This window comes from Bradyrhizobium sp. SZCCHNR3119, from assembly GCF_032487775.1.
Taxonomy (GTDB): Bacteria; Pseudomonadota; Alphaproteobacteria; order Rhizobiales; family Xanthobacteraceae; genus Bradyrhizobium.
The window spans coordinates 1143108-1167387 of sequence record NZ_JAUEUV010000002.1 but is presented as its reverse complement, the minus strand read 5'-3'; the positions used below and the strand labels follow the sequence as shown (position 1 = coordinate 1167387).

The following is a 24280-nucleotide window of genomic DNA, read 5'->3' as shown; positions in this document are numbered from 1 at the left end:
ACTGAATGAACGGGGATGATATCTATCACGGCTTGCTCAATCGCGGCTATAGCGCGCCGCGTGCGGCTGCGCTGACCGGAAACATTCTCCAAGAGAGCGGCGGCGACCCGTCCAACCTGAACCAGAAAGAGGGCGCTTATGGGCTTCTACAATGGCGGCTCGATCGAAGGCAGGGCCTGGAGAATTTCGCCGCGTCGCGGGGAACGTCCGCGGCCGATCCCAACACGCAGCTCGACTACATCGGGGTTGAGATGGGGGGGCCGGAGCGGCGATCAGCGACCGGCTTTCTGAATTCTGAGGATGTTTCTTCCGCGAATGCGGCGCTCAAGAATTACATCCGCTATGGCGATGACAGCCAAGGCAAGCGGCTGGCCTATGCGCAAGGCTTCCTGCCGAGTGGTGACGCTCCGTCGGCCGCGCCGATGGCGATGGGTGGGCCGCAGGCGGGCGCTGGTAGCGCTGCGCCGGCCGATGCTCCATCCGCAACGGCGGAGACGGACGCCGCGCCGCCGGCCTCCGCTAAGGCTCCGGCGCCGCAATCGTGGGGGCCGGCCCCTGTCGATCTCGCGGCCCTGACCGCCGTTCCGCAGCTTCGCAACATTCTGCCGCCGCGGCCGAACTATTTTGGCCTGGAAACGGCGCCGTTCTCTCTCAAGGGTTGATCATGACGCTCTACAAATGGTCGCAGATCGCGGCCAACAATGGCAATGCCGACAGCACCTGTCCGTTTCCGGAAGGCATGGCGCCTTCTGCCGTCAACGACGGCGTGCGCGGTGCGATGGCGGCGGTGGCGAAGTATCGCGACGACGTCGCGGGCGCGATCGTCACGGCGGGGACCGCGACGGCCTACACACTGGCGAGCTATCAGGCCTTTGACACGCTCGTCCACCTCGACAGGCAGGTGATTGCGTTCTCGCCGCATGTCACCAATGGCAACGGACCCGTGACCCTGAACGTGGATGGATTGGGCGCCAAGCCGCTGCGCTCGGCGCCTGGTGCCGAGCTGCAGGCGGGCGTGCTGATCCAGGGGACGCCTTACACGGCGCTCTATAGCGCCGCGGATGGGGTGTTTTATCTCGAAGGCTTCTTCGGCAATCCCTACAGCATTCCGCTCGGGGGCGGCATCGACTTTTGGGCGCCGACTGCGCCGAACAGCTCGTTTGCGTTCCCCTATGGGCAGGCGATCAGCCGCACCACCTATGCGGCGCTGTTTGCGTTGATCGGAACGACGTACGGCACCGGCGACGGGGCCACGACGTTCAACCTGCCGGACAAGCGCGGGCGCGTCTCCGCCTGCCTCGACAACATGGGCGGGAGTACCGCAAACCGTCTGGTCTCGGGAAGCATGGCGGGGGCGCGTCATACGCTCGGCGGGGCCGGCGGCGAGGACGCGCACCCTCTCACGGTCAACGAGATGCCGAGCCACTATCACGGGGCCGGCATCTATGATCCGGGGCATGGTCACAGCACCGATGCATTCAAGTTCGCAAACAGCGCGGCGACGGTGTCGCAGCAGACCTTTGCCGTCTGGTATAATCCATCAACGGCGACGGTCAGTCCCAATACGACCGGCGTTCGGGTGAACAGCTCGAACGGCCTCGACACCACCTACAGCACAGGCGGTAACGCCGCGCATAACGTCGTGCAGCCGACTATTCTCTGCAACTACATCATGCGCGTGCTCTGACCCCGCCAATTTGTATCGTACGAAACAACGACAGCAGCCGCCCTTTCCGGGGCGGCTTTTTGCATTGGGGGCAGGGCATTGGCAGATGGGAATTTCGAGCGCTGCCTGCGGCGCGTGCTCGGCAGCGAGGGACGCTATTCCAACCACCCGGCGGACCCCGGCGGGGCCACCATGTGGGGCATCACGCAACGGGACTATGACGCCTATCGGCGGCTGAAGGGACAGCCGCCACGCGACGTTCGACTGATCACGATCGCGGAGCGCAACGAGATCTATCGCAAGAAGTACTGGAACGGCGCGCGCTGTGATGAGCTGCCGGACGGCGTCGATTATTGTGTGTTCGATGGTGCGGTCAATTCGGGCGTCGCTCAGTCCGTGAAATGGCTGCAACGCGCGCTCGGCGTCAAGGATGACGGCGACATCGGCGACCATACCTTGCTGGCCGCGCATGACGCTGACCCGCACGAGGTGATTGCCTCGATCTGCCGCCAGCGCCGGGCCTTCATGCGCAAGCTGAAGACGTTCCCGACCTTCGGCAATGGCTGGATCCGGCGCGTCGACCGCGTCGAGCAGGTCGCGTCCGCCATGGCGATCCCGTCACTGCAGGATGACCACATTCCCCACCATGCGGCGCCGACCGGCTGCGCCAAGGCGCGGACCGAGGACGTGGCCCCGCCGCCGGTGAACCCGACCACAGCGACGGCCACGACGGCGACGGTCTCCGCGGGGGCGGCGACCGTACAGACCATTCAGGAGCAGCTCGCGCCGTTCTCCGAAACCCTGTCGGTCATGAAGTTCGTGCTGTTGGCCTGCGCGGTGATCGGCATCGGATTCACGCTCTATTCGCTCTGGAAAAATGCCAAGCTCAAGGAGGCGGTTTAGTGCTCTCACACCTGTTCTGGGCCGTCGCGACCTCGGACGCAGCCCTTGCCTTTGACGGACTCGTGCTCGCCGCCTCGCTCGTGGTGGGCTTCCTTCCTCTGGTCAATTTGCTCCCGATCGTCGGCCGATACGTGTCGACAGCGCGCCTGGTCTCGGTGCTCGTCGCATCGGGATTGGCCTTCGTTCTCGGCTTCCGGACCGCGGACGAACGGGAAACGCTGGATAAGCTGCGAACAACGCTCGCAACTAAACAGCGCGATCTCGATATCGCGGCCAAATCAGCGACCGATGCCAACAAGAGAGTGGATCAACTTCAGAATGACGCCAATGCGCAACATCAAGCGGACGCTGACTACATCGCCTCTCTACAGGCACGGCCTCTCTGCAGCTTTACTGACGGCGACGTGCGCGATGCTCGCGGGCTGCGCGTCGTTCAAGGCCGAAGCTCCGGCCGCGCCGCAGGTCGGCCGTGATCTGCCGGCGCTGCCTCAAAAGCTCGTCGAGGTCCCGCCGCCGCCCGCCCTGGATACGCAGTGCCGGTTTCCCTGGTACGGCGTCAAAGGCTGCAAGGGCAAAGACACCCGCGCAATGCTGCGCCTCACGGTCAGCGATGACATCCAGGTTCGAAATCAGCTCGGCCAGACCGCCGGCTGGTATGAGGGCGTTCGCGCCAGTTACGCGAAATACAAGCCGCAGGGGCGCTAGCCATGTCCGACACGTTGGAAATCCGCGCGATCGTCGCCGCGGTGCTGGCCGAGCAGCAGGGGCAGTCAAAGGCCGTGGCGGAGGAGGCGGCTGCCGCCGTGCTCCGTGCCTTCGGCCTGGACGACGAGGATCACCGGGAGCTGAGGGCAGATTTTCAGCTCCTGCGGCGCTGGCGAAAAAGCGTCGAGCAGGCGCAAAGCCTGACGTTCAAGGCGGTCATCGGTACGCTGGTGACGGGGTTTATTGCCGTCGTGTGGATGGGGGTGAAGGCGTTTCTCGGGAAGTGATTGGCGTCAACGCGGGTTGCGAGAGGCGATTTCTCGCACCGGGATTAGATATTGCTAGCTTGTTTCCGAACTGCGAGCACTGCTTCTGCGGACAGAAGCATTCGTTTGCCCGAGCCGTAGGATTTGAATCCCATAGAATTATAAAATTGGGCGGCGTTTGTGCTGATCGGTTCCAACGTCAGCGCCGCGACCCCTGTTCGATCCACGATTTCGTAGAAATCATCAAGCGCATGGCCCATCAGGAGCGTGCCAATTCCTCTGCGGTGCAAGGAGCTTCTTACGCCAACCCAGATCAGCTGGACCGTTGTTAGCTGCTTTGTTCGTGAGAATTGGGCACGTATGCGATCGAGCAGAGTTTGCTCTTCTGCGAACTGATCGTCCGGTTCTGATCCGATTGTCATCGTATAGAAGCCGACTGGAGCTTCGCCGCCGTCGAGGTGCGCGGTTACAGTTCTCGCGAACAGGTCATTATGGTTGTCGAGCGAGTTGTTCTGAAAAAAATGATCTATGTGAATATAGCCACATGAAAAAACGCCTCTCGGACAATCAGACGAGAGGCGTCGAAATTCGATTCTGTGGGGGTCAATCTTTCCGCGGGACCGGCTTCTTGTCCCGCTGGTATCGAAGGTATTCGCCATAGACCCGCTCAAGCTCGGGGGTCGGGCGACCTCCGGCCTCTTTATAGGCTTTTTTTACGAATTCTCGCGCCCGCTCGGAATCCGAGCGTTTTGTTGACGCAACGCTAAAAGACAACAAGGTCAACTTTTCTGAGATCGCCATTTTGCGTCTCCACGGATGGCCGCCATTGCAAATCCCATCATCGCAGAGGATTCGTCAACAGACTACTCACACCAGATTGCCCAGAGAAACGCGGCCTCCGGTCGGCGGGCAAAGCCCGCCTCCGCGTTTCTCTGGGCAATCTGGTGTGAGTTCATAAGAAAGCAAGAGGCTATTTATTTGCCGATTCGAAGGGCGTGTCAAATGAATTTCCTGAGAGCTGGCAAAGGGTTTTCACCCGCCAAAATACTTATGCCGACTATCGCGGGGGTTGGACACCCGGATAGTCGGCATGCGTACGGGGGTATGCTGATTCCAAAGTCCGCCTTCCCCTCGAAAGGCGGCTCACATGAAGTCATTTTCGTCCCGGCGGACGCTTGGCGCCTTGGCGCTTCGCTACAGACAAATCGGCCATCACACGGGCCGCAACAGGGTTGCCCTTTTTCAAGCCGCCACTGGCTTGGGTGCCAGTACTTTTCTTCGGCGGAACGATACGCTCTTTCTTCGCCATGAAGACCTCCATTGGTTTGGCGAATCGCAGGTTGAACCTGGGAACAATATCAACCCCATCAATTTAAGAACAGACAAGGAACACGAAGCGCCCCTCCGAGCGCACTAGGGAGGGTCCCGATATGTTCGAGCTATGGGGCCGCCCGCCGCAGCAACAGCCGATACCCCACAAGCTGGACATCCACCGCGCTCGCGCCAAGTGGCTTTCGTAGGCTTGCCAAGTCCGCTCAGCATCGTCGTCCGGGTCACGATGCAGCCACGATTCGGGCGACCTCACGCCAGTCAGGCGCCCTCTGCCGCGGCGTCGAGCATCCGCAAATAGGTGGAGATGTGCTCGTCGTTGTAATCCGTGAGCTTCGGCACGGTTGGCGCGAGATCGTCGACGTCCGGATCCGGGGGATGGCTGGGCATGCTAGAGGCCGTTACGTACGCTAGGAGCGGGCCGGACCGTAGCCGGTGAAGAGGGCGCTCGCGGGGCCAAGTTCGGTCGAACCGGCGGATCGTGGCCGCCGGGCGACGGCGGCTGATTAAGCCGCCGCCGTTTTCCGTGTGAGGGCCGTCTCAACGGCCTCTGGCGCCCCGTCGATGATCGTCAGATAGGCGCGGGCGGTGGGATCGGGAGAGTATCGCCGCTGTTCCCAATCGCGGAGGCTGGCCAAGCTAAGGGCGTAGCGCAGGCAAAACTCCTCCTGAGTTAATCCGCGCCGCGCGCGGATCGCCTTTACGTCGATCTCTGCCGGGACGAACGTTTCGTAAGTCGTAGGGTCCGCTTCACCGCGCGCGATCGCGCGGCCTTCGTTTGCGGCCTGTATCAGTCTCTTGCCGAGGGTGCTCATACTTGTTGCTCTTGAGAAAATGGCGATGCCCGGGCCACTGATTTAATTCAGCCGCTCATTTGCGTATTTGCACTGCTTCCGATGCTCAGGCCGCTTGGTTTTGGGCCGGCTGAGCGATCAGGCTGATTTCCATGGCTTGAAGCACCTTGAGGATAGTGCCGAATTCTGGCTTTGCCTGGCCACCAAGCGAGCGATAGAGATTTTCGCGCGACAGACCGGCCTTCTCCGCGACTTCGCCCATACCCTTGGCGCGAGCGACGGCACCGATCGCCATCGCGATGAGAGAGGGATCGCCGGATTCCAGAGCTTCGGTGATATAGGCGGCAATCGTCTCGGGGCTATCGAGATACTCGGCCGCGTCGTACGGTTTGATTTTGGTCATGGCTCAGTCCTCCAAATTGGCAGCTAATTTCTTGGCCTCCGCGATGTCCGCGCTTTGCGATGCTTTGTCGCCGCCACAGAGCAGAACTACGACTTCTTCGCCCCGTTGAACGAAATAGACCCGATAACCTGGGCCGTAGTGTATCCTCATTTCACTGACGCCCTCGCCGACCGGTGCGACATCGCCCGGGTTGCCGAGGGCAAGGCGATCAATCCGAGCAAGGATCTTCACCTTTGCGCGGGCATCCCGCAAACTTTTGATCCAACCGGAAAATTCGTCGGTTCTCTTAATGGCAGGCATATGTAGCGTATACGCTACATTTCTCGAGCCGTCAATGTTCTTTGGGATTTCCGCGCGGCTCAGCACGGTGGGGCAGATCGATCTCTGGTTTCCAGTCGCGGCAGAAAGCTCAATGAAATCAATGATGCGTTGACCTTGCGGTTTCCCGGATACCGTTGCAATTTGAATGACTTACCCGCGCCTGGGGGACTAGGGGTCGTGGGTTCGAATCCCGCCGCTCCGACCAAACATAAAGCCCTGCAAATGCAGGGCTTTTTTCATTTCTGAGGCGTTTTTGCTGAAGAACATTTTAGAGGCAAAATTGGCTCTGTCCTTACTCTGTCCTTAGTGTCACGCCCGGCGCCTTGAGGCCCGGCTCACGCGATCGTTGACCGTCAGATTGGCTTGCCAAGCCAGGACCTCGTGCTCGTACCAAGCGCAGCGGTTCGGGCTGATGTTGTGGCTCAGCGGGAACTGTCCTTTGGAGACCATCCTGAGCAGGGTGCTGCGGCTGACCGGCACGAGCTGTAGCACCTGCTCGATGTTCAGCATCTTGCGCACCTTGTCTTCGGTCTCAGTCATGGCCTGGGCCCTCCTCACGCCGCCGGTAGCAGCACCTCGGCCTCTCGCAGGCTTGGCAAGCAGTTGCTCGGCCTCTGGTCCATCCTCCTCGGCCATCTTTGGCACATTTATTCCGCCGTATTTGCGGTCTGAGAGCAGCAATTGTCCCGGCAGATGATCGATCTGCTAGCTCGCTTCGGCGAACGTCATGCCACAGCCAAGCCCGCAATCGAGCTTAAAGCAGACCTCAGGTCGTGGGGATTGGCAGCAAATGAGGCCTACCAACCCCGACTGCATTAAGATGCTCGCCGGCTGTCGGGGTGAGTGTGGCGCGCCCTCGCCATCCAGGTTGATCCAGATCAAGCCCGCTAGCGGCAGATGTCACAGATATTGGCTGCGCCTCATCCAACATTAGGAGGTGGCATGACCAGGTATGCCAAAGCGGTGCGCTACCTCATATCTGGAATCGTGACCGGCCTCCTGCTCCACGGGACGGGGTCTCCCGCGTCAGCGCAGCCATTTGACGTGCCAGCGCTTCCTCTGATGCTGCCGCCAATGCAAATCATGCCCGTTCCGCTGCCTGACATAATGACTCCCTTGCTGCTGCAGCAACAGCAAGACTTGTTGCAACAGCAGATTACGGCGCAGCAAGCACAGCAGTTCGCGATTTGGGCTGAGCAAAGCGGAGAGTGGGTTCTACAGCAACTGCAGCAAGCTGAGCAGCATTCTGACCGAAGTTGGACTCAGTTGGGGGTCTTGGAAGCAGATGAGGCAGCGGGAATTGCTCGAATTATTCAAAGCCGATCAAAATTGCGGGGTGGCGGCGCGCAACCATCGCCGCTTGAGCCAATAGTCCCGTCCTTTGCCCCCGAGCGAGATAGGCCGCCCACCAGAACAGAATGGTTTAATACGGCATGGGAAGCGGACCGCGTGTCTGCCGAGGCCCGCAAGTTCAGCGAAGAAGCCATGAGGGAAGCGCATCGCGCAATGGAAACTGCAAGGTCTCTGCGCGAACACGGCATGAATGATGCTGCCCTACGCCAGTTAGAGACCAGCACGCGCCTAGACGAGCACGCTCGATTTCAAAGGGACATTGCGCAACGTACGCGAGACTTAGCTAGAGAGGCTCGGGAGCTGGCTAGGACCCCGGCGCTGGCGCCAATAGTATCTCAGCCACGTTCAGAAATAGTCTTTCCGCGCAACTATCAACCATCTCTAGCTGCGCCAATTCCATCCGCCGGATTTAGGCATTAACCGGCAAGATCAATGGAAGACAGTCAAATTGGCTCATCGTATAGCTCTTGCCCCGTTGACCGTCCCGAATGCGCGGTCATAGCCCTTCACGGACATGCCGGTGCGCGGCTCTGATTTTCGCGTTCTGGGGCAAAGCGGACATCACCAGCTCTGAACTGGCACGGCGTGGCGCTATCGAACAGCTCCCTCAGATCATCGGCAGATCTGACAGCCGCTTCCAAGCCGGTGCGGGCCAGAACAAACCAGTCGTTTGATCGGCTCTCGCGCACCGCGGTGGCACAACGCCGGATCGCATCCTGCAGAACACCGGCCTCCGGCAGGCGATGAATGTTTCAGCCGACAAGCTTCAGGTCGGGCTGCACTGTCGCCGGCTTGTCGCCGATGATGCGCCGCAGTGCGCTGGCGACGGTGTCCATGGGAAATGCTTTTTCGGTTTTCGGCGCCGTTACCGCGCGAGACGAAAAGCGAACAGAACGCTGCAAAAAAGCCTCCACATCGTTGCCCATTCCGCCGGAGCAGCCACCGGAATGGTCGAGGCGTGTTCTCGTGCCATTGGCTGCCGAGCTCCAAGCCATTGCGGAATGTTCAGCGCGCTCGTGCGCACGATTCTGAATATCCCGCGAAACTCATCCAGCCGGGACGTTGCGCGTCGCTGCTTGATCCTTCCGAGAGGCGAGGAATTGAGGAATTCATGTTCGGGTTCACCGCGTGAGCGAGTTGTCGTGCCAAGACGTCACGACGTCAGCTTGAGCCAACCCGCGGACGGACATCCGCAGGTTGGCGTTTGCGGCTGAAATGCAACGACGGGTCAGCGGCAGACATAGGCTCCATTGACCAGCACGCGCACGCACGCCGTGCCCGCTGCGGCTGCAGCACCAACGGCCGCGCCGCGCCTGACCGTGCGCCTCGTGGTGCGGCGCGCTACGCCCGCGACAGACGCAGGCGTGGCTGGCCGGCCGACCCGTGCTTCCGCCTTGCCTAAGGACAGCGAGGGTCCTTCGGACGACCAGTCCAGCGAGCCGAAAATCCCCAAGCCGACCACGGCGGTCGTCACGAGCACCTTGTTGAGCATGTTACGCTTCATGCAGACCTCCCTTCGTTGAGAACGGATGCCATCGATCCATGGCCTGTCGTTCAGACCATTGATCAAGATCAAGCAAGTTGCGCATCTTTCCGTAGAGGCTGACATCCGGAAAAGGTGGGCGCGACGAGGCCTACGCCCCGATGGCTCGCTTACGGCGGATATGCAGTCGCTGCAATTCTCCTGGTTGGGCAGCTACTACATAGACCGGAGCCCGGGGGTCTTTCCGTTCTGGGTTATTCTGGTCAGCATCAACATCTGGCTGAAACCAGACCGTGGAGATGGCGGGTCGTGAGGAGGATGCGTCAGCTTTTCACGTCAGACGATACCATCCAGCTTGTAATCCGGCTTGGATTGCTTGCCCTTTTGATCGTCTGGACCTTTGTCCTGATCCGTCCGTTCGTGACGATTCTGGCGTGGGCGGTCGTGCTTGCGGTTGCCTTCAACCCGCTCTTCATTTTGCTGTCCAAGTCCCTTGGTGGCCGACCAAAGCTTGCAGCGGGAATCCTCACGGCGATCAATCTCGCCATCGTAATCGGACCGGTGGCCTGGCTCGGGTTCGGCGCCATGGAGGGCATCAAGGACTTTGCCCAACGGGTCAGCGCGGGCGATCTGGCCATTCCGTCGCCTCCGCACGCGATCAAGAACTGGCCTCTGGTCGGAACGCAGCTCTACGATTTCTGGGATCAGGCTTCGACCAATCTCCGCTCGGTTCTGCCTCAGATCACGCCGTATATGAAGCCGTTCGCCGGCACGCTTCTGAGTCTTGTCGGCGATGCGGGCGTCGGCGCCGTCAAGTTTCTGCTGTCGGTCGCGGCGGCCGGGTTGATTTTTCCCTTTGGGCCGCAGCTCGCGGCTGGTGGGAGAGCCTTCCTGTCGCAGGTCGTACCCGAGCAGAGCGAGCACTTCGTGGACCTGGCAGGTGCGACCATCCGCGCAGTAGCTCAAGGTGTGATTGGCATAGCGGTCATTCAGGCGTTTCTGGCTGGCGTCGGGTTCAAACTGGCCGGTATTCCCATCGCCGGCCTTTTGGCATTGCTCGTGCTGCTGCTCTCTATCGTGCAGATCGGCGCTGCGATCATCATGCTGCCAGCCATTGTCTGGATCTGGACTGACAAGGACTTAACCACCGCAGTCCCGCTGACGTTATTCCTCGGCCTCGTAGGCATTCTCGACAATATTTTGAAGCCGCTGGTGATGGGACGAGGCCTGACGACGCCGACCCTCGTTATTCTGATCGGTGTGATCGGAGGTACGCTTGCGCATGGAATTGTTGGGCTCTTCATCGGCCCTATCATTCTGTCTGTTGCATGGGAGCTGATCGTAGCCTGGAGTCGCTCTGGTCCTTCCGTCCGGCGTGAATGTCGGCCGTTGACTTGATTCAACGTCTCTCACGGATGGGCGACAGAGAGAGCTGTGGCCGGTGGTCGCACTGATGACCCGATGTCGGCCGGATAGACCGATTCCGTAATCAGCGATCAGAGCGATTCGACGTAGGGCCTTAACAGGTTGACGGTTTCGAGCAGATCGTCGGCCTCCATTTCTAAGAGTAGTGTTTCCGCGGTTTTCTCGGGCCGCTTGAACCTCTCCCTCATCTGGCGAATTGCCGCGACAGCCCGTCCGGGATCGAGCGCAATCGTATCTGCTATGAATTCATCAGCCGATTTCGCTTCGACGTTCAGAGCGGAGAGGATCTTTGAAGGAAAGTCTTTCAGGTTCTCCGTGACGATCATGGACGCTTGGGTTTTGACTGCTGCTGCCAGGACGTGCGCATCGTCCTTGTCGGGCAGCTCCGCGGCGAGTGGCAAAAGATGATCGTACCCGTCGACCATAGCGTCTTCGAAGGCGGTTTCCATGGAGACACGGGCTCGCGCTGCACGGGCGACGGCATCCTGAAACCCGCGTTTCTGATGAATCTCCTCCAGCGCCTTTTGGGTCTCGTCGAGCACTTCTCCTGACCAGCGGAGGCGGAAAAATTCCGCCTCGGCGAGGGTCAGCAACAGGTTCCGCCTAAGCATGCTGACGAGCGTGCAGGCGTCCACAAAGGCCGTGAAGCGATTCGCAAACAAGGCCTACAGCAGCTCCCCGTCGAGTTCAGCGAGTCCTTCAAGGGCCTCGCGTCGCTTTTGGTCTCTGCTTCGCTTGTACGCGAATAGGTCCTCTGCCTTGATGCGACGGTGACGCCCCACGGTGTCGTAGGGGATCTCGCGCTTGTCGAGCAGAGAAATGAGGAACGGACGCGAGACGTTGAGGATATCGGCCGCTTGCTGTGTCGTAAGCATCTCGTGCACGGGCACGAGCGTAACTGCGTCGCCTTTCCCAACGTGACGGAGCAGCTCCATGAGGAGCGCCGACAGGGCTGGGCCTAGGGTGATCTCCCTGGTTTTCTTCTGCTCGTCTAGAACGCGCAAAGTCGTATCTCCCGCGGCGTGAGCGGCGAGAATCGTGCGCAGTTGGTTGGCCGACGCCTTTTCAGCCTCAGACGGCAGACGGCCGCCCAGTTCCTCAGCGTATGCGGGAATTGTCATATTTGTGCCCCTTGTCAGGGTTGATAGCCTTGACAAGATAGATAAGAGGTAATCGAAATATTCGCAATAGGCGAAATAATCGAAAAATTTAGAGCTTTCCGGAGAAGCAGCGACGAAACGAAGAGTGTCTATCGAGCAACGTGGAACAAGGAAAGTGGTCGTTGCAAGAGAGCGCCGAGCTTCGAGCTATGCAAAAAGTTGCTGCGATTTGACTTGTGAAAAATCTTACAATTTCAATTATTTACCTGCGCCTGGGGGACTAAGGGTCGTGGGTTCGAATCCCGCCGCTCCGACCAAAATTCAACCGAAAAACCAGTAGCTTACGAGATCTAAGCTTAAAAGAGCGAAAGAAGGCGAACTTATCCTGATCCTTCGCTGATCCTTTCTTTATTTGGTTTCATGCCCTTTCCCCCGCCGGTTGGCGTGATGCTCGGCGCATCGCAGCGAGCGGGGACCCGGCTGGCGAGGACCCCGCCTATTGGTGCGGGTCCTCCGGAAGAATTAGTCTCTCTGTGACTGAAACTCCTGCAGTGCAATCTGATGTCCATCAACTGCGATCGGGCTATCAGGGAGCTGGCCGAACGACAAATAGTGATCAACAAGTACCTTGCGCGTCCTTTCGTATCTGATGCGCCGATCCAGCAAGCTCCGGCACGTGCTTGGATAGATACCCTTTGAAGCCAGGATCATGCAGATGATCTTCTCTATTTCCTGCGGTAACTCAGGTTCTGTGTCACAGCCGACGAGCCGGGCTAGATCATCAGCGAGCTTCGGGCATGATGACGACAATGCAGCGCACACACGCTCATAGTCGATGTGGTCAGCTAACGAGGACATCTCAGTCGCCTCGCTGACCCCGTCCAAAAATTGCTGAGCAGTGCGAATACCGCGGGCTCCCTTTGGCCTATAAGTTGGCCCATCGCCACGCAACTCGGCACGCAATGAGATTGTACCGTCAGCGCAGATTGTACAGAAGAGGCGCTGATCCCATGAACCAGCCATTGTGTACCCGCTGAATGCCGCAATCTCGATCCTTTGGGCCATCGTAGGCGGTCATCCCCAAGCTGATGTTGAACTTCTAAAGTGTCACGTCCCATCCCGTCATTCACGGTCTAATGGGTGCGGAGAGATTGTCAAATAATGGAACGTATGCTCACGATTGCATACAGAGGAAAGGGCACTGACAACAACGGTAAAGCTAGGTAAGCCAAATGAAAGTGTATGGTTGTGGAGGGAAACCTATTGGCAATCGATCTGGACGAATTGATCTCCGAACGAGGTGAGTTTTTTGGCCATGCGCTTCCACGCGACAGCTCAACTGCGACTGTGCTACCGCTTGAGCCAGACTGGTTAGCACTGGAAGATCATCTTGGTCAGCAAAGGGCGGAATTGCTCAATTCAGGCGGATCCGATCCTACGGATGATGAAGTTGGCCTCATGCTCAGGTGGCAGGTAAAGAACGCGTTTGAGGCTCCGGATGACGATGTGACACCCGGTATTTGGTTTTGCGATGAGCAAGAAAACAAGATCGTTGTTATCGTGTGCTGGGGCTCAGGATGGGAAACGTCGCGTCATGTCTTCGGCATTTTTCTGAACCGAGGCGAGGCGGTGGAGGCGCTACGCAAACAATTCATTCTTGATGACGACCCGCCAGTAAAAAATAACCTGGAATAGCTGGAACGTACGACCTGTGTAGTTATGTCGATGAGCAGCAGGCCAGACGCTAAGCAGGGCTACTATATAGGTTCGTACAATGAGCCGCTTACCGAAAATCCAGATGTTGCCGTCGGAAATGCCGCAGCAAAGAATTTCTGAAGTGGTATCCCTGCCGTCTCGTCCAGTCCCGTTCGATTTCGAGGTGGGCTACGGGAATTTCGCGCCGGACGTGGTGCCAAAGCAGGGTGTACCCCGATCACCCAAACTATTGGTCCAGGTCGAGTGGGCAGAAGGCCCCGTGAACAATGGTATCAGTGCGTTCTATCTCCAAGCGCGAAAGAAGTACTGGGTCCTGTGGCTACGCATGTTTAACGATAACTCCTATCCATGGCGATGGGATTGGCAGGCGATCGGATACTGTAACAGGGCGAATGTTGACGAAGAGGTTGCAGCAAAACATCTGCTCTTGGAGTACTGGAAGTTCAGTGAAAATAGATTTGAAAACAGCGTCGATTGGATAAATCAAGAGGGACTTCTTTCTATTGCAGACATTAAGGCGATCCTGCGTGAGCTAAGTCGGCAACAACAGGCGTTAGGATAAGCCATACTCTGTGGGCGACTTGTGCAACAATGCCAGCAAGATATCGACGCCATCGGAAGTTTATCGTGCGCGGGGTGCGCGTTGCCCATCGTCGAAGGCGTTTATGGCTCATGTCGGGCATAAGCTCCCGTAAGCAATGAGCGACCGCTCGCCGCGAGGCTCGCTGCGGCCAAAGTTCACCCGGCAGGGGATACTACGTCGGCTTATCATTCGTGGCCGCACAAGTTCTTCGGATTTCAGATCCTATTTGATCAGCAGTGTGATGGCCGAAAGGTCATACGAAAGCGGAATTTCTTAAATTCTACTCAGGGGCAGCCAAGGAATTTCGATGTTTCAAAGATGGTTGGAGAAATTACATTTCACATAGACTTGGCGTTTATGCTGCGTCGCAGGACCATAAGCACGATGATTCACGTCAGGGACTTCATGCTCGCACTCTCTTCGCGACTTTCGGAAATCCAATAATTTTCTCGGCGGCGGTCTCAAAGTTCTCGCCGCTTTCATCAACGTTAAGCTCCAGGGCGGTCGCTACTTCGTGTGGATGAGTGCTGGATTGCGCGTGCGGCACACGATCGATCAGTCGTTCGATGAATATCGTTCAGAGTGGCATTCAGGCAATTAGCTGCTATCGGGCTCTCGCGTTTCGCAGCTTACGCCGACCAGATCGATCAACAAGCTGTGCCGTGCTGACGGTCTGCCAGACCATTCGATTCTAGGATCGTAGTTACGCTCGATGCTGTCAATCACGCTGCAATCGGCGGAGAATTGATTGGAATATTGAGTGGCGTAGCTAATCGAAGCGTGATTGCGAGGGGTAGTTTATCTCATCGAAAGGTTGTGGTTAGTAGTCGTCTCTCGCTTAGATATTGGTTCCGGTGCGCGAAGTCGTAGCCTCAAGCATTAACCTATGCATGATGGCTGCCATATTTTGGCCATCTGCGCTTTCTTAAAGCCCGAACAGCCGGATCAATTCCGCGCGCTTAGCCGCAGACGTCTCATCGTCCTTTGAGCGGCTCCATTGCTGATCGCTTGTTGCGGTCGTTCCATTCAACAGCACGAAGGACATTCGTATGCGTAAACTCGTCGCTGCTACGGCAATGCTTTGCGTATTTGCATCAAGCGCAGAAGCCAGAACTCATCGTCATCATCACCGGCACTATGCTCACGGTCATAGGCACTATGCGCATTCCGCAATGGGGCGGCCTGCTGCCTGGTGCGGCTGGTACATGCGCACGCAGGTGGGCCAGGATCCGGGGCCGCAGTACAACCGTGCCATCTCCTGGGCCCGCTATGGCGTCAATGCAGGCGGTCCGTCGGTGGGGGCCATCGTCGTCTGGCGTCATCACGTCGGGCAGATTGTCGGTCAGGAGAACGGACAGTGGGTCGTGCGCAGCGGCAATGACGGTCACGCCGTGCGGACTCGTCCGCGGTCCCTGGCAGGTGCGGTCGCCTTCCGTCGCGCCTACGCGATGATGTAGTGGACGGCTCTGCCGATGCATTTGGAAACCGAACTGCGTTCGGCTTGCCGTCTCGACAGATAGCACGACGCGGCTTGTTGCCGGACTAATTACCTCAGCTGTCCGCGTTTGGCTTTCCCTCAGAACGGGCCATCGTATATCGGAAAGTGCGATCGACGATCTCTCCTGCGGCCGTCCTTCGAGACGCTTGCCTCCGGCGAGTTCTTCAAGACGGGGGCTTGTTCGCGGCAAGATGGCAGACCCTCATGGTGAGGAGCGCCGCATGCGGCACGTCTCGAACTATGAGGCCCCGGGCCGAGTTGGGGCATATGCGATAGCCCCGGCCAAGGGGCCGGCTTTTTTCTTGCTCGTGTGGACGGCCCGAACCATCTGATCGGCCGCGCTCTGAGCGCGCACGACGTGGCCTTGCTCCAGGCTGACGAGCCGAAGATGCAGGATGGCGCGGGCGGTCAGCGGAGCACCGGCCCGATCGGGCCCAGCGGTGCGCCGGTCTGCTGGACCAGTTCAGGAGCCGGGTGAAGTCGGTCAAGAAAGCCGTCCAGCGCCGGGGCCAGCCGCTGCACGACGTGGCGGGAGCCCTCCGGCGTCAGATGAATCGTGTCCCATACCAGCGTGGTTTCGGGATCGACCGTCAGCGGGCATGTGTGACCGTGGCAGACCGCGGCCAGCACCGAAACGAATTGCACATTGCGATGGCGACCCGCGAGCGCGGCGACATGCGTGTCCGCGGTAAAGCTCGCCGGTGTCACTTTCAGCATCTCACCCGTCGGCAGATGTGTCAGCTCGTAGCGCACCAGGTTTGCGGCCAGCGGCCCCGGAAATTCGATGGACGGGCCAAACATCAGGACGGGAATGCCGGCATTCTCAGTGGCTGACAGGGTAGCCTCGAGATATGCGTCGAACTTGCTGGTGTCGGAAGATCCGTACAGGTCGATGTAGTTGCGCCAATGGGCGGACAGGATCACGGCCGCTATGCCATGGTCACGCAGCACACGACGGAACGTCGCGTTGAGCTCATCGCAGTTCCGCGACGTGTCGTGATGCAGGTCGACGAACGGCGAGCAATTGCCGGAGGTGAGCTGCAGCAGATGGTAACGGTTCGGATCGAGACGATTGCGCAGGGACGGGACGTAGTGTGCCGCGGTGCTGTCGCCGAAGAGGAGGATGTTGATCTTGTTGCTCGCCGGCGTCAGGCACTCGCTCCGCCGATAGTGTGCGAACGGCTCGTCCGGTTCGAGAAAGCAGTTGGGGGCGCCGTAGAGTGGAGCCATCGTCGCCGCAGTGTAGCGCAACATGCGCTGGGCTGTTTGCGGGAAGCGATCCGGAAAGCCGCGCTGTAGGATGCCGGCGGCGCCGATCGCCAACAGAATCGTCGCGGCAGTCGCAATCAGGCCCGAAGTCCTGATGCCAAGCCACGCGGTGCGGCCTCGCGCCGGCGTTTCCACCAGCCGGTAGGACAGGTAGGCGAGGGCGAAGGAGCAGGCGAGTAGTCCCGTGATCGCCGTCGGCGAGCCCGCCCATGTGATGGGCATGGCGACGGTGCCGAGGACGAACACCGGCCAATGCCACAGATACAGTGAATAGGAGATCCTGCCCAGGAAAAGGCCCGTGCGTCTGAACGGCAGCGGAATCGGACGGCCGTCCTCCCGGTTGAAGGCCATGATGAACGACGCCGCGCCCAGGCAAGGAATGAGCGCCTGGAAGCCGGGAAGTCTGGTCGCGCCTGTGAACAGCACGACCGGTGCCAACATCAGGAGCGCGCCCGCAATTGCCATGGCCAGACGCCATCGGACATCGGCGGGCGACCAGCGCTCGAGCAGGAACGAGAAGCCGCCGATCAGGAATTCCCAGCCGCGCAACGGCGAGAGATAGAAGGCCGCTGGGGCGGAGTTCTTGATCAGGAGTTCGTCGGCGATACAGAGGGCGACCGTGCCGGCGAGCAGCAGGATCAGCGACAGCCGCGTGGTGGGATCCCGAAAGCGCTTGCTCCACAGCACGGTGAGGAGTGGAAACAAGAAATAGAACTGCTCTTCGACCGCCAACGACCAGGTATGGATCAGGACCTTGCCGACGGATGGAAGATCGAAATAGCCGGCCTGGAGCCAGAAGAAGATGTTCGAGGAGAACAGGACGGTCGACACCGCGCTCTCGAAGAACATGCGGTAATCGTCGGGCGCCGCCAGGAACCAGGCCCCGATGCCGGTGCCGAGAACCATGACGTACAGCGCCGGGAGCAGCCGGCGTGCGCGGCGGTCGTAGAACTCCCAGAACGAGAAATTGCCGGCATGAATTCCCGCCCAGATCAGGCGGGTGATCAGGTGGCCGGAAATGACGAAGAAGATATCCACGCCGACGAAGCCGCCCTGGAAACCAGGGATGCCGTAATGAAAGCCGATAACTGAAATGACTGCGACCGCGCGCAGGTAATCGATGTCAGCCCGGAATCGCAGCGACATACCTCAAGAACACCTTCAGATTGTTATTGTGTTCATAGCTTGTTTTAGGTGTATCACCTGCGCCGAATGACATGAATTGAAATGAATGGCAATGCGCTGATACCCATCGAAAATGGCAGCCGCGGGGCTGTAGCCGTCGGGCAACATTTTGCGCCGTGGCCGGACGGCGGGCGGGGTCGCCCGGGCCGTTCCGAGCTTGACGCAGGGCAGCTGAAGACCGCAGAGCACTGATGGAATTTGAGAACGTCGTTTTGGAACCGGAAAGAGATTCATCAGCACGATGCTGAGAATGAAACCGGAATTTGGATCGCAGCCATGGATACCGCCCCCGATATTTCTTTCGGCCATTTTGAGAACGCCGAGCAGATTGCGTTCTGGAATGGCGTGGGCGGGCAGCGCTGGGTCGAGCGGCAGGCCGCGCTGGACCATATGCTGACGCCGATCCAGGAGCGCTTGATCGCGCGCGCCGAGATCCAGCCCGGCGAGCGCGTGGTGGACATCGGCTGCGGCTGTGGCGCCACCATGATCGCGGTGGCCGACAAGGTCGGTGCTGGTGGCCAGGTCGTGGGCGTCGACGTGTCTGCGCCGATGCTGGTGCGCGCCAACGATCTCGCGCCGGCCGATGCCCCCGTCACCTTCATGCAGGGCGATGCGATGGTGCATCACTTCACGGCCGCGAGCGCCGATCTCGTCATCTCACGCCTCGGCACGATGTATTTCGCCGATCCGGTCCGCGCCTTCCTCAATATCCACACCGCGTTGCGCTCCGAGGGCCGCATCGCCTTTGCCTGCTGGGGCGAGCTGCACGACAACCCGTGGGCACTGGAGCCGCTGCAGGCGGTTTACGACCACGTGCCGAAGCTGACCGGCCTCGCGCCGCATGCGCCGGACGATTTCGCCTTCGCCTCGCGCGACTGGGTCGAGCATGTGCTGGGCGAAGTCGGCCTGCGCCGGATCCGCTTCGAACATTGCGAGCTTCCGCTCGATATGGGCGCAGACGGCGGCCTCGAGGGCGCCGCGTCGACCGCGCTTGCGATCGGTCCGGCGTGCCGCGCTGTTGCGGGCCAGCGGACCGAGGCTGTTGCGGCGGCGGCCACCGCCGTCAAGGCGGCGCTGTCGCGTTACGCCAGGGGCGAGACGGTGCTGGTGCCAGCCTCGTTCTGGATCGTGACCGCGGTCGATCCGTAGGCTGGCCACGACCGCGGGCTGCCGCTGAACTGAGCAGCACGTCTGCTCAAATCGGGTGATCACTCTGGGCTGCGGCAATCCGTGCGCATGAATGCGACGGCCGCCGTGATGCGCGTTCGCGCCGTCGAGCGCGTGATCGCGTTCGTCGCCAAAAAAATGTGGGCCGCTTTCGAATGCAGGGAACCGTTGACCCCTAAACGGTGTTTGCATCGGGCGCATGGGATCGGACGGAGCCGCACGCCGGCATTGAACCTTTTCGATCCCACGCGCACCAATGGAGAGTTTGGCTCGCCAATGAGCCGATTTTCCAGGACATTTCAGGTCGGCGCCGGGTTGATCCCGATGCTGGCGCTATTGTTGAGGAGGCGCGTATGGTCCTCAAGGCTTTGAAGATTTCACTGTCTGTCGTTGCTGCGGCAACATCGGTGGTATCGCTGTTCGCCGTGAGCTGGGTCGGATTGGCGCTGCTCGGATACTGAATTCACTGCAGCGAAACCCGCGCGACGCCGGCATTCATCATCCCAAGCGCGCGTGCCGCGCTGACCGAGAGATCGATCACGCGCCCGCGCACGAACGGCCCACGATCGTTCACGCGGCATTGAATCGAGCGACCATTATGCGAGACGGTGATCATGCTGCCCATCGGCCGCGTCCGATGCGCGCAGGTCATCTCGCCGTGATGACCACGCCCTCCATAGTAGGACGCAAGGCCTGACTCGGCTTGTGCAGACCCCATCGCGCCGAGCAAGCCGGTCGCAACCAAAGTGAGTTTCTTCAAGGGAGATCTCCCGGAGTTGCTGCCTCGCGCAAGGGGGGATCGCAACTCTGGCGCTCTCTTGACTGGCTTTCGTCGCAAATGAGGAGAGGGCACGGCCCAATCGGGGCGATGGAACTTGCGCCCTTCAGGCGAATGCTTTCTCCACCGTCTCGATTAGCACGCGCAAGGATTTGTCGTGCCGCGTGATCGGCGGAATCGCACGGCCGATGCCGAGCAACTGATAGACCGCGATCTGCGCCGCGCGCACCGAGTATTCCACCGTGAAAACCACGTCATCGGGGATCTCGACGAACTGGCTGACGAAGGCGAGGTTCTTCGAATTCGCCGGGACCGGCAGTGGTCGGTCGCTCTTGTGACGCGGCATGAACATGCTGGTGATGTAGGGCAGGCGGCAGGGCACGCAGGTCGCATTCTCGAACACCGAGACGTCGAAGTTGAGATGGCCGCACAGCTCCTTGAGAATGTCGGCGCCGCCGCAATCGGACATCGCCTTGGCGACGAAATTGCCGATGCGCTCTGGGTGCAGCGCATAGCCCCAGAACACCTGGACGTCTTTCGGCTGGTTGAGGAAGTGCGGCTGATGATAGAGCACGATCGACATCAGCCAGTTGGAATCGGTGAAGGTGACAAGCCCGCCGGTGCCGGCCTCATTGCCGCTGAAGGCTTGCATGGCGTCGAAGAACCGAGAATTCCGGCAGGTGACGGTGAAGGATTCCCAGCAGGATTCAGGGATCGATGCGTTGAACGCGGCGGGATTGCCGAAGTCGGGACGCCCCGATGCGATCTTTTCCCACAACGCCCAGCCTTGGCTGTCCCGTTTGATCAGCCGCGGTGGCGGCGTGTCCTGCGTGCCGAGGCTGGTCGCATCCGTCATCGAGCCGTTCTGGAAAAACACCAGATCGCCGTCGGCAACATCGATCGTGCTGATCTTGCCGGCGTCGTCGAGCGTCAACTGTTTGACGACGTGCTTGCCGTGCTCGGTCGCGATCGCCATGTCCGTCACATCGGCGCCGCCGACCAGATTGACGCCGTGGCCCTGCAGCCAATTGGTCAGCGGCTTCACGATCGCATCGTACTGATTGAACCTGGTGCGCTTGACGCCGGCCAGGGTTTCGATGCGCGGAAACTCGCTCATGAAGCGGTGCAGATAGCGCTTGAACTCCACCGCGCTGTGCCAGGGCTGGAAGGCGAAGGTGGTCTGCCACATGTACCAGAACTTGGTGGTGAAGAATGGCGGCGACAGCCAGTCGGTGATGCGGGAATTGCCGAGCTTGTCCTCCGAGGCTTCAGTCAGTCGCACGAGCTCGATCCGGTCCTGCATCGAAAAGCCCATAGTGGAGACGTCGACCTTGTGGCGGTTCTTGTCGACCAGGCGCGCCTGCGAATGCGCGACGTGGACCTCGTTGAAGGCGATCGTCTCCTCGCGGATCGTCCGGCTCGGATCGCCTGCGCCCGGGATGCTCGAGAGCAGATCCCAGGTGCATTCGTAATGGTCCGTCGTCAGCATGCGGCCGCCGCGCAACGAATAGGAACCGTCGGGGAGCGCCGTGCCATCCAGACTGCCGCCGAACGGCAGGTGCTTCTCGAAGATGGTGATGTCGCGCCCCGCAACGCCGCCGTCGCGGATCAGGAATGCCGCGCCCGCGAGCGCGCCGATGCCGCTGCCGATGAAATAGGCCTTCATATTGCTTACCCGGTCTGATCAAGCTGGAACCGCGGTAACAGCGGACGGACCGACGGCAACTGATCCAGGTCAACGTGGTCACGATGCGGCGATCACGATGCCGCTGGTCGCAGCATGGTTACGACTTGAGGCGCGGACATGATTTTGCCGCTCGCATCTTTGGTCCGATCGATGGTCGAGCCGCCGTCGGCAACCATCGTCGGCGGACCCTGTTGCCCAATCGGCGCGAAGGTCTATCGCGACCAGCTCTGCCGCCAGCTCTGCAGGACCGGCTTGGCTGCGGCGGGCCACGCCCCTTCGCCAGGAACGATCAGGACCGGTTTGTCCTCATCCTTCATGGCGACCGCGATGCGCTTGGCAGCGGGGTCGATCACGATCAGGACTGCCGTATCGTCGCACATGTGGGCTTGGCAGGCTTCGCCGATGAAGAGACCGCCGTCATACCGCGCGTGGCCCGGCCCGCTCACGAGCCGCTTGAAAGCCTCGTAGTGCGCATCCGACACCTCTTTTCGCAGTTGCTGGGCGAGATCGGCATGGCCCAGCAGGTCGAGAGGATGATGAATGGCGCCGCGCCGCAGCGCGTCCCAGCCTTTGTTCGGGCTCGGCTTGAACGTCAGAGGCTGCTCGGGACCGAAGCCATTCGCGGTCCAGATCCAGCGCGCGCCCTTTGCCGTGGGCAAGGCAGGGGATTCGAAGGTGACGTGATCCTTCTCGATCTTGTGCGCGACAGGGTTGCAGCTGTCGAGCGGGCCGTCGATCTGTACGGGCGCGTTGGCGGTGAACCGGAGCACGAAGGGCGATGCGTCGCAGATATTGCCGCCGCCACTGCTGCTGCCGATCGCGAAGGAGGTCGATCCGATCTGGCCGTTTTCTTCGAGATTGATGATCTGGTTTTCCAGCATCTGCTTGCCGTCGACGAACAGCGCCTCCTCATCGTCGGGCGGGATCGTCTTGATCTCAATGCTATGACCGAACAGATCGGTCTTGACGGGGGAAGCAAGTGCCAGCTCGGGCAACAGGCAAAGCAGAATGATCAGAGCGCGCATCGGATCCCCCCGCGTCCAGGCATCTGATCGCCCAGACATTCCGCGCATTCCTGTAGCGCGCAGATGGGTATCCTCGCAACCCTGACTGCGCCGACGCAGAGGCGGGGGATGTAACGGCCGCTGGGCAGGCGCTCTCCGTTCAGTGTCCCGCCATGTGGCGGCCCACTTCGGTCAGGTCGGCGTTGCTGGCACGGGTCTCGTAGACCAGGCTGCCATGAAACATCACGACAAGGCGATCGGAGAGTTCGAGCAATTCGTCGAGGTCTTCGCTGACCAGTAGCACGGCGGCGCCGCGGTTGCGCGCGGCCATGATCTCGGCATGGATCTGCGCCACGGCCGCAAAGTCGAGGCCGAAGCAGGGATTGGCGGCGATCAGCACCTCGACATCGTGGCCGAGTTCGCGCGCCAGCACCGCGCGCTGCACATTGCCGCCGGAGAGCGCGGCGATCGGGGTGTCCGGCGTGCGGGTCTTGATCTTGTAGCGCGCGATCTTCCGCTTGGCGTTGTCGCGGAATGCGGTGCGGCTGAGCCACCAGCTGCGGCGCGCAAACGGCACGCGATCGAACTCGCGCAATGCGATGTTGTCGGCCACGCTCATGCCGCCGACACAGGCGTTCTTCAGCGGCTCCTCCGGCAGCAGCGACATCTTGTGCCGGCGCATCTCCTCGCGCGCTGCGTGATAGGTCTCGCCGGAGACGCGGATCGTGCCGCTGTCCGCCTCGCGCTGGCCGGCCAGCACTTCGACCAGCTGCCGCTGGCCGTTGCCGGAGACGCCGGCGATGCCGACGATCTCGCCGGCGCGCACCGCGAGTGACAACCCGTTGACCGCCACTCCGCCGGCATCGTCGCGCGCGAGAATCTTGTCGAGCTCGAGCCTGATGGGGCCGGCCTCGCCGGTGCGGGCCGGCTGCACCGTCAACTGCTCGGCGCCGATCATCATCCGCGCCATGTCGTCCGGCGTCAGCTCGCCGACCTTGCCGCGCCCGGCCAGCCTGCCGCGGCGGAGGATGGTGACCTCGTCGGCGAAGGCCATCACCTCGCGGAATTTGTGGGTGATCATCAGCACGGTGAGATCGCCGGCCTTGACCATGTCGCGCAGCATGCCGAGCACCTCGTCGGCTTCGCCGGGCGTCAGCACCGAGGTCGGCTCGTCCAGGATCAGGAAGCGTCGCTTCAGATAGAGCTGCTTCAGGATCTCGCATTTCTGCCGCTCGCCGGCGGAGATGTCGGCGACCTTCGCATTCAGCGGCACCTGGAACGGCATCTTCGACAGGAAGAAGGCGAGCTCATCGCGCTCCTTGGTCCAGTCGACCACGGCAGGCACGTGATCGCGCGCCAGCACCAGGTTCTCGGCGACCGTCATCGCCGGCACCAGAGTGAAGTGCTGATAGACCATGCCGAGCCCGAGCGCGTGCGCGTCCTTCGGGTTGGAAACGGCGCGCTCCCGCCCGCCGATCAGCACGGCCCCTTCGGTCGGCCGATAGTAGCCCATGATGCATTTGACCAAGGTCGATTTGCCGGCGCCGTTCTCGCCGAGCAGGGCGTGAAACGAACCCGGTCGCACCTTCAGTTCGACATCGTCGAGCGCGGCGAAGTCGCCGAAGCGCATCGTCATCGCGATGGC

General features: G+C 60.5%; 25 protein-coding genes and 1 pseudogene. 10 read left to right on the top strand and 16 right to left on the bottom strand.

The features are described from left to right. Nucleotides 1-5: 5 nt before the first annotated feature. The 5 genes from QX034_RS32750 to QX034_RS32730 all read left to right on the top strand — a co-directional run bounded on the left by QX034_RS32750 (nucleotide 6) and on the right by QX034_RS32730 (nucleotide 3561). Nucleotides 6-662, top strand: coding sequence for a phage tail tip lysozyme (locus QX034_RS32750; RefSeq protein ID WP_316196280.1), 657 nt, complete (start codon nucleotides 6-8; stop codon nucleotides 660-662). 2 nt (nucleotides 663-664) lie between these two features. Continuing rightward, on the top strand, nucleotides 665-1687 hold the full coding sequence (locus tag QX034_RS32745; RefSeq protein ID WP_316196279.1) for a phage tail protein: 1023 nt from the start codon (nucleotides 665-667) through the stop codon (nucleotides 1685-1687). Between the two features lie 78 nt (nucleotides 1688-1765). Further along, nucleotides 1766-2569 carry a glycoside hydrolase family 108 protein gene (locus QX034_RS32740; protein WP_316196278.1) on the top strand — a complete coding sequence of 268 codons (804 nt, stop codon included), beginning with the start codon at nucleotides 1766-1768 and terminating at the stop codon, nucleotides 2567-2569. A 327-nt stretch (nucleotides 2570-2896) separates the two neighbouring features. Continuing rightward, nucleotides 2897-3274 (top strand): hypothetical protein, encoded by a 378-nt coding sequence (locus QX034_RS32735; RefSeq protein ID WP_316196277.1) that lies wholly within the window; start codon nucleotides 2897-2899, stop codon nucleotides 3272-3274. A gap of 2 nt (nucleotides 3275-3276) precedes the next feature. Next, a complete protein-coding gene (locus QX034_RS32730; protein ID WP_316196276.1) occupies nucleotides 3277-3561 on the top strand; it encodes a hypothetical protein in 285 nt (94 codons plus the stop codon). A 44-nt stretch (nucleotides 3562-3605) separates the two neighbouring features. On the opposite strand, the gene QX034_RS32725 is transcribed toward QX034_RS32730, so the two are convergent. The 9 genes and pseudogenes from QX034_RS32725 to QX034_RS32685 form a co-directional block, all read right to left on the bottom strand. Further along, nucleotides 3606-4199 carry a GNAT family N-acetyltransferase gene (locus QX034_RS32725; RefSeq protein WP_316196275.1) on the bottom strand — a complete coding sequence of 198 codons (594 nt, stop codon included), beginning with the start codon at nucleotides 4197-4199 and terminating at the stop codon, nucleotides 3606-3608. Nucleotides 4200-4693: 494 nt separating this feature from the next. Continuing rightward, nucleotides 4694-4849 carry a hypothetical protein gene (locus tag QX034_RS32720; RefSeq protein WP_316196274.1) on the bottom strand — a complete coding sequence of 52 codons (156 nt, stop codon included), beginning with the start codon at nucleotides 4847-4849 and terminating at the stop codon, nucleotides 4694-4696. 130 nt (nucleotides 4850-4979) lie between these two features. Next, nucleotides 4980-5259 (bottom strand): annotated as a pseudogene (locus tag QX034_RS32715) (DNA -binding domain-containing protein). Nucleotides 5260-5375: 116 nt separating this feature from the next. After that, nucleotides 5376-5684, bottom strand: a complete 309-nt coding sequence (locus tag QX034_RS32710; protein ID WP_316196273.1) for a transcriptional regulator — start codon at nucleotides 5682-5684, stop codon at nucleotides 5376-5378. 85 nt (nucleotides 5685-5769) lie between these two features. Then, nucleotides 5770-6066 carry an addiction module antidote protein gene (locus tag QX034_RS32705; protein WP_316196272.1) on the bottom strand — a complete coding sequence of 99 codons (297 nt, stop codon included), beginning with the start codon at nucleotides 6064-6066 and terminating at the stop codon, nucleotides 5770-5772. Nucleotides 6067-6069: 3 nt separating this feature from the next. Then, complete coding sequence (locus QX034_RS32700) at nucleotides 6070-6366, bottom strand: type II toxin-antitoxin system RelE/ParE family toxin (RefSeq protein WP_316196345.1); 297 nt, start codon at nucleotides 6364-6366, stop codon at nucleotides 6070-6072. Between the two features lie 330 nt (nucleotides 6367-6696). Further along, nucleotides 6697-6927, bottom strand: a complete 231-nt coding sequence (locus tag QX034_RS32695) for a helix-turn-helix transcriptional regulator (RefSeq protein WP_315703387.1) — start codon at nucleotides 6925-6927, stop codon at nucleotides 6697-6699. 1565 nt (nucleotides 6928-8492) lie between these two features. Beyond that, a complete protein-coding gene (locus QX034_RS32690) occupies nucleotides 8493-8666 on the bottom strand; it encodes a hypothetical protein (protein WP_315703388.1) in 174 nt (57 codons plus the stop codon). A 302-nt stretch (nucleotides 8667-8968) separates the two neighbouring features. Next, nucleotides 8969-9244 carry a hypothetical protein gene (locus tag QX034_RS32685; RefSeq protein ID WP_315703389.1) on the bottom strand — a complete coding sequence of 92 codons (276 nt, stop codon included), beginning with the start codon at nucleotides 9242-9244 and terminating at the stop codon, nucleotides 8969-8971. A gap of 297 nt (nucleotides 9245-9541) precedes the next feature. Here QX034_RS32685 and QX034_RS32680 point away from each other — a divergent pair, with 297 nt between their 5' ends. After that, on the top strand, nucleotides 9542-10621 hold the full coding sequence (locus QX034_RS32680) for an AI-2E family transporter (RefSeq protein WP_315703390.1): 1080 nt from the start codon (nucleotides 9542-9544) through the stop codon (nucleotides 10619-10621). Between the two features lie 98 nt (nucleotides 10622-10719). Here the strand turns inward: QX034_RS32680 and QX034_RS32675 are convergent, their stop codons facing one another. Continuing rightward, the gene (locus QX034_RS32675) at nucleotides 10720-11310 is read right to left on the bottom strand and encodes a PIN domain-containing protein (RefSeq protein ID WP_315703391.1); all 591 of its coding nucleotides are present in this window, start codon (nucleotides 11308-11310) and stop codon (nucleotides 10720-10722) included. 3 nt (nucleotides 11311-11313) lie between these two features. Beyond that, nucleotides 11314-11769 carry a helix-turn-helix domain-containing protein gene (locus QX034_RS32670; protein ID WP_315703392.1) on the bottom strand — a complete coding sequence of 152 codons (456 nt, stop codon included), beginning with the start codon at nucleotides 11767-11769 and terminating at the stop codon, nucleotides 11314-11316. 1242 nt (nucleotides 11770-13011) lie between these two features. Here QX034_RS32670 and QX034_RS32665 point away from each other — a divergent pair. The 3 genes from QX034_RS32665 to QX034_RS32655 all read left to right on the top strand — a co-directional run bounded on the left by QX034_RS32665 (nucleotide 13012) and on the right by QX034_RS32655 (nucleotide 15504). Beyond that, a complete protein-coding gene (locus QX034_RS32665) occupies nucleotides 13012-13443 on the top strand; it encodes a hypothetical protein (protein ID WP_315703393.1) in 432 nt (143 codons plus the stop codon). Nucleotides 13444-13522: 79 nt separating this feature from the next. After that, nucleotides 13523-14026 carry a hypothetical protein gene (locus tag QX034_RS32660; protein WP_315703394.1) on the top strand — a complete coding sequence of 168 codons (504 nt, stop codon included), beginning with the start codon at nucleotides 13523-13525 and terminating at the stop codon, nucleotides 14024-14026. Nucleotides 14027-15252: 1226 nt separating this feature from the next. Continuing rightward, nucleotides 15253-15504: a hypothetical protein gene (locus QX034_RS32655; protein ID WP_315769147.1), complete on the top strand. Its 252-nt coding sequence runs from the start codon at nucleotides 15253-15255 to the stop codon at nucleotides 15502-15504. Between the two features lie 449 nt (nucleotides 15505-15953). On the opposite strand, the gene QX034_RS32650 is transcribed toward QX034_RS32655, so the two are convergent. Further along, nucleotides 15954-17960 (bottom strand): acyltransferase family protein, encoded by a 2007-nt coding sequence (locus QX034_RS32650; RefSeq protein ID WP_316196271.1) that lies wholly within the window; start codon nucleotides 17958-17960, stop codon nucleotides 15954-15956. Between the two features lie 315 nt (nucleotides 17961-18275). Here QX034_RS32650 and QX034_RS32645 point away from each other — a divergent pair, with 315 nt between their 5' ends. Beyond that, nucleotides 18276-19148, top strand: coding sequence for a class I SAM-dependent methyltransferase (locus tag QX034_RS32645; RefSeq protein WP_315762972.1), 873 nt, complete (start codon nucleotides 18276-18278; stop codon nucleotides 19146-19148). Between the two features lie 481 nt (nucleotides 19149-19629). Here the strand turns inward: QX034_RS32645 and QX034_RS32640 are convergent, their stop codons facing one another. From QX034_RS32640 to QX034_RS32625, 4 genes are all read right to left on the bottom strand, one after another. Beyond that, entirely contained in the window at nucleotides 19630-19884 is a 255-nt protein-coding gene (locus tag QX034_RS32640; RefSeq protein WP_315763080.1) for a septal ring lytic transglycosylase RlpA family protein, read from the bottom strand. A gap of 166 nt (nucleotides 19885-20050) precedes the next feature. Beyond that, a complete protein-coding gene (locus tag QX034_RS32635; protein ID WP_316196270.1) occupies nucleotides 20051-21610 on the bottom strand; it encodes an oleate hydratase in 1560 nt (519 codons plus the stop codon). Nucleotides 21611-21843: 233 nt separating this feature from the next. After that, nucleotides 21844-22656, bottom strand: a complete 813-nt coding sequence (locus QX034_RS32630) for a hypothetical protein (RefSeq protein ID WP_315703400.1) — start codon at nucleotides 22654-22656, stop codon at nucleotides 21844-21846. A gap of 139 nt (nucleotides 22657-22795) precedes the next feature. Beyond that, complete coding sequence (locus QX034_RS32625) at nucleotides 22796-24271, bottom strand: ABC transporter ATP-binding protein (RefSeq protein ID WP_316196344.1); 1476 nt, start codon at nucleotides 24269-24271, stop codon at nucleotides 22796-22798. Between the last annotated feature and the right edge of the window lie 9 nt (nucleotides 24272-24280).

What these genes read in the sequence shown, in the direction of transcription:
- QX034_RS32750 (WP_316196280.1), top strand. Translation starts at nt 6, where the DNA reads ATGAACGGGGATGATATCTATCACGGCTTGCTCAATCGCGGCTATAGC.
- QX034_RS32745 (WP_316196279.1), top strand. Translation starts at nt 665, where the DNA reads ATGACGCTCTACAAATGGTCGCAGATCGCGGCCAACAATGGCAATGCC.
- QX034_RS32735 (WP_316196277.1), top strand. Translation starts at nt 2,897, where the DNA reads ATGCGCAACATCAAGCGGACGCTGACTACATCGCCTCTCTACAGGCAC.
- QX034_RS32730 (WP_316196276.1), top strand. Translation starts at nt 3,277, where the DNA reads ATGTCCGACACGTTGGAAATCCGCGCGATCGTCGCCGCGGTGCTGGCC.
- QX034_RS32725 (WP_316196275.1), bottom strand. Translation starts at nt 4,199, where the DNA reads ATGGCGAATACCTTCGATACCAGCGGGACAAGAAGCCGGTCCCGCGGA.
- QX034_RS32720 (WP_316196274.1), bottom strand. Translation starts at nt 4,849, where the DNA reads ATGGCGAAGAAAGAGCGTATCGTTCCGCCGAAGAAAAGTACTGGCACC.
- QX034_RS32710 (WP_316196273.1), bottom strand. Translation starts at nt 5,684, where the DNA reads ATGAGCACCCTCGGCAAGAGACTGATACAGGCCGCAAACGAAGGCCGC.
- QX034_RS32705 (WP_316196272.1), bottom strand. Translation starts at nt 6,066, where the DNA reads ATGACCAAAATCAAACCGTACGACGCGGCCGAGTATCTCGATAGCCCC.
- QX034_RS32700 (WP_316196345.1), bottom strand. Translation starts at nt 6,366, where the DNA reads ATGCCTGCCATTAAGAGAACCGACGAATTTTCCGGTTGGATCAAAAGT.
- QX034_RS32695 (WP_315703387.1), bottom strand. Translation starts at nt 6,927, where the DNA reads ATGACTGAGACCGAAGACAAGGTGCGCAAGATGCTGAACATCGAGCAG.
- QX034_RS32690 (WP_315703388.1), bottom strand. Translation starts at nt 8,666, where the DNA reads ATGGGCAACGATGTGGAGGCTTTTTTGCAGCGTTCTGTTCGCTTTTCG.
- QX034_RS32685 (WP_315703389.1), bottom strand. Translation starts at nt 9,244, where the DNA reads ATGAAGCGTAACATGCTCAACAAGGTGCTCGTGACGACCGCCGTGGTC.
- QX034_RS32680 (WP_315703390.1), top strand. Translation starts at nt 9,542, where the DNA reads ATGCGTCAGCTTTTCACGTCAGACGATACCATCCAGCTTGTAATCCGG.
- QX034_RS32670 (WP_315703392.1), bottom strand. Translation starts at nt 11,769, where the DNA reads ATGACAATTCCCGCATACGCTGAGGAACTGGGCGGCCGTCTGCCGTCT.
- QX034_RS32660 (WP_315703394.1), top strand. Translation starts at nt 13,523, where the DNA reads ATGAGCCGCTTACCGAAAATCCAGATGTTGCCGTCGGAAATGCCGCAG.
- QX034_RS32655 (WP_315769147.1), top strand. Translation starts at nt 15,253, where the DNA reads ATGCGCACGCAGGTGGGCCAGGATCCGGGGCCGCAGTACAACCGTGCC.
- QX034_RS32650 (WP_316196271.1), bottom strand. Translation starts at nt 17,960, where the DNA reads ATGTCGCTGCGATTCCGGGCTGACATCGATTACCTGCGCGCGGTCGCA.
- QX034_RS32645 (WP_315762972.1), top strand. Translation starts at nt 18,276, where the DNA reads ATGGATACCGCCCCCGATATTTCTTTCGGCCATTTTGAGAACGCCGAG.
- QX034_RS32640 (WP_315763080.1), bottom strand. Translation starts at nt 19,884, where the DNA reads ATGGGGTCTGCACAAGCCGAGTCAGGCCTTGCGTCCTACTATGGAGGG.
- QX034_RS32635 (WP_316196270.1), bottom strand. Translation starts at nt 21,610, where the DNA reads ATGAAGGCCTATTTCATCGGCAGCGGCATCGGCGCGCTCGCGGGCGCG.
- QX034_RS32630 (WP_315703400.1), bottom strand. Translation starts at nt 22,656, where the DNA reads ATGCGCGCTCTGATCATTCTGCTTTGCCTGTTGCCCGAGCTGGCACTT.
- QX034_RS32625 (WP_316196344.1), bottom strand. Translation starts at nt 24,271, where the DNA reads ATGACGATGCGCTTCGGCGACTTCGCCGCGCTCGACGATGTCGAACTG.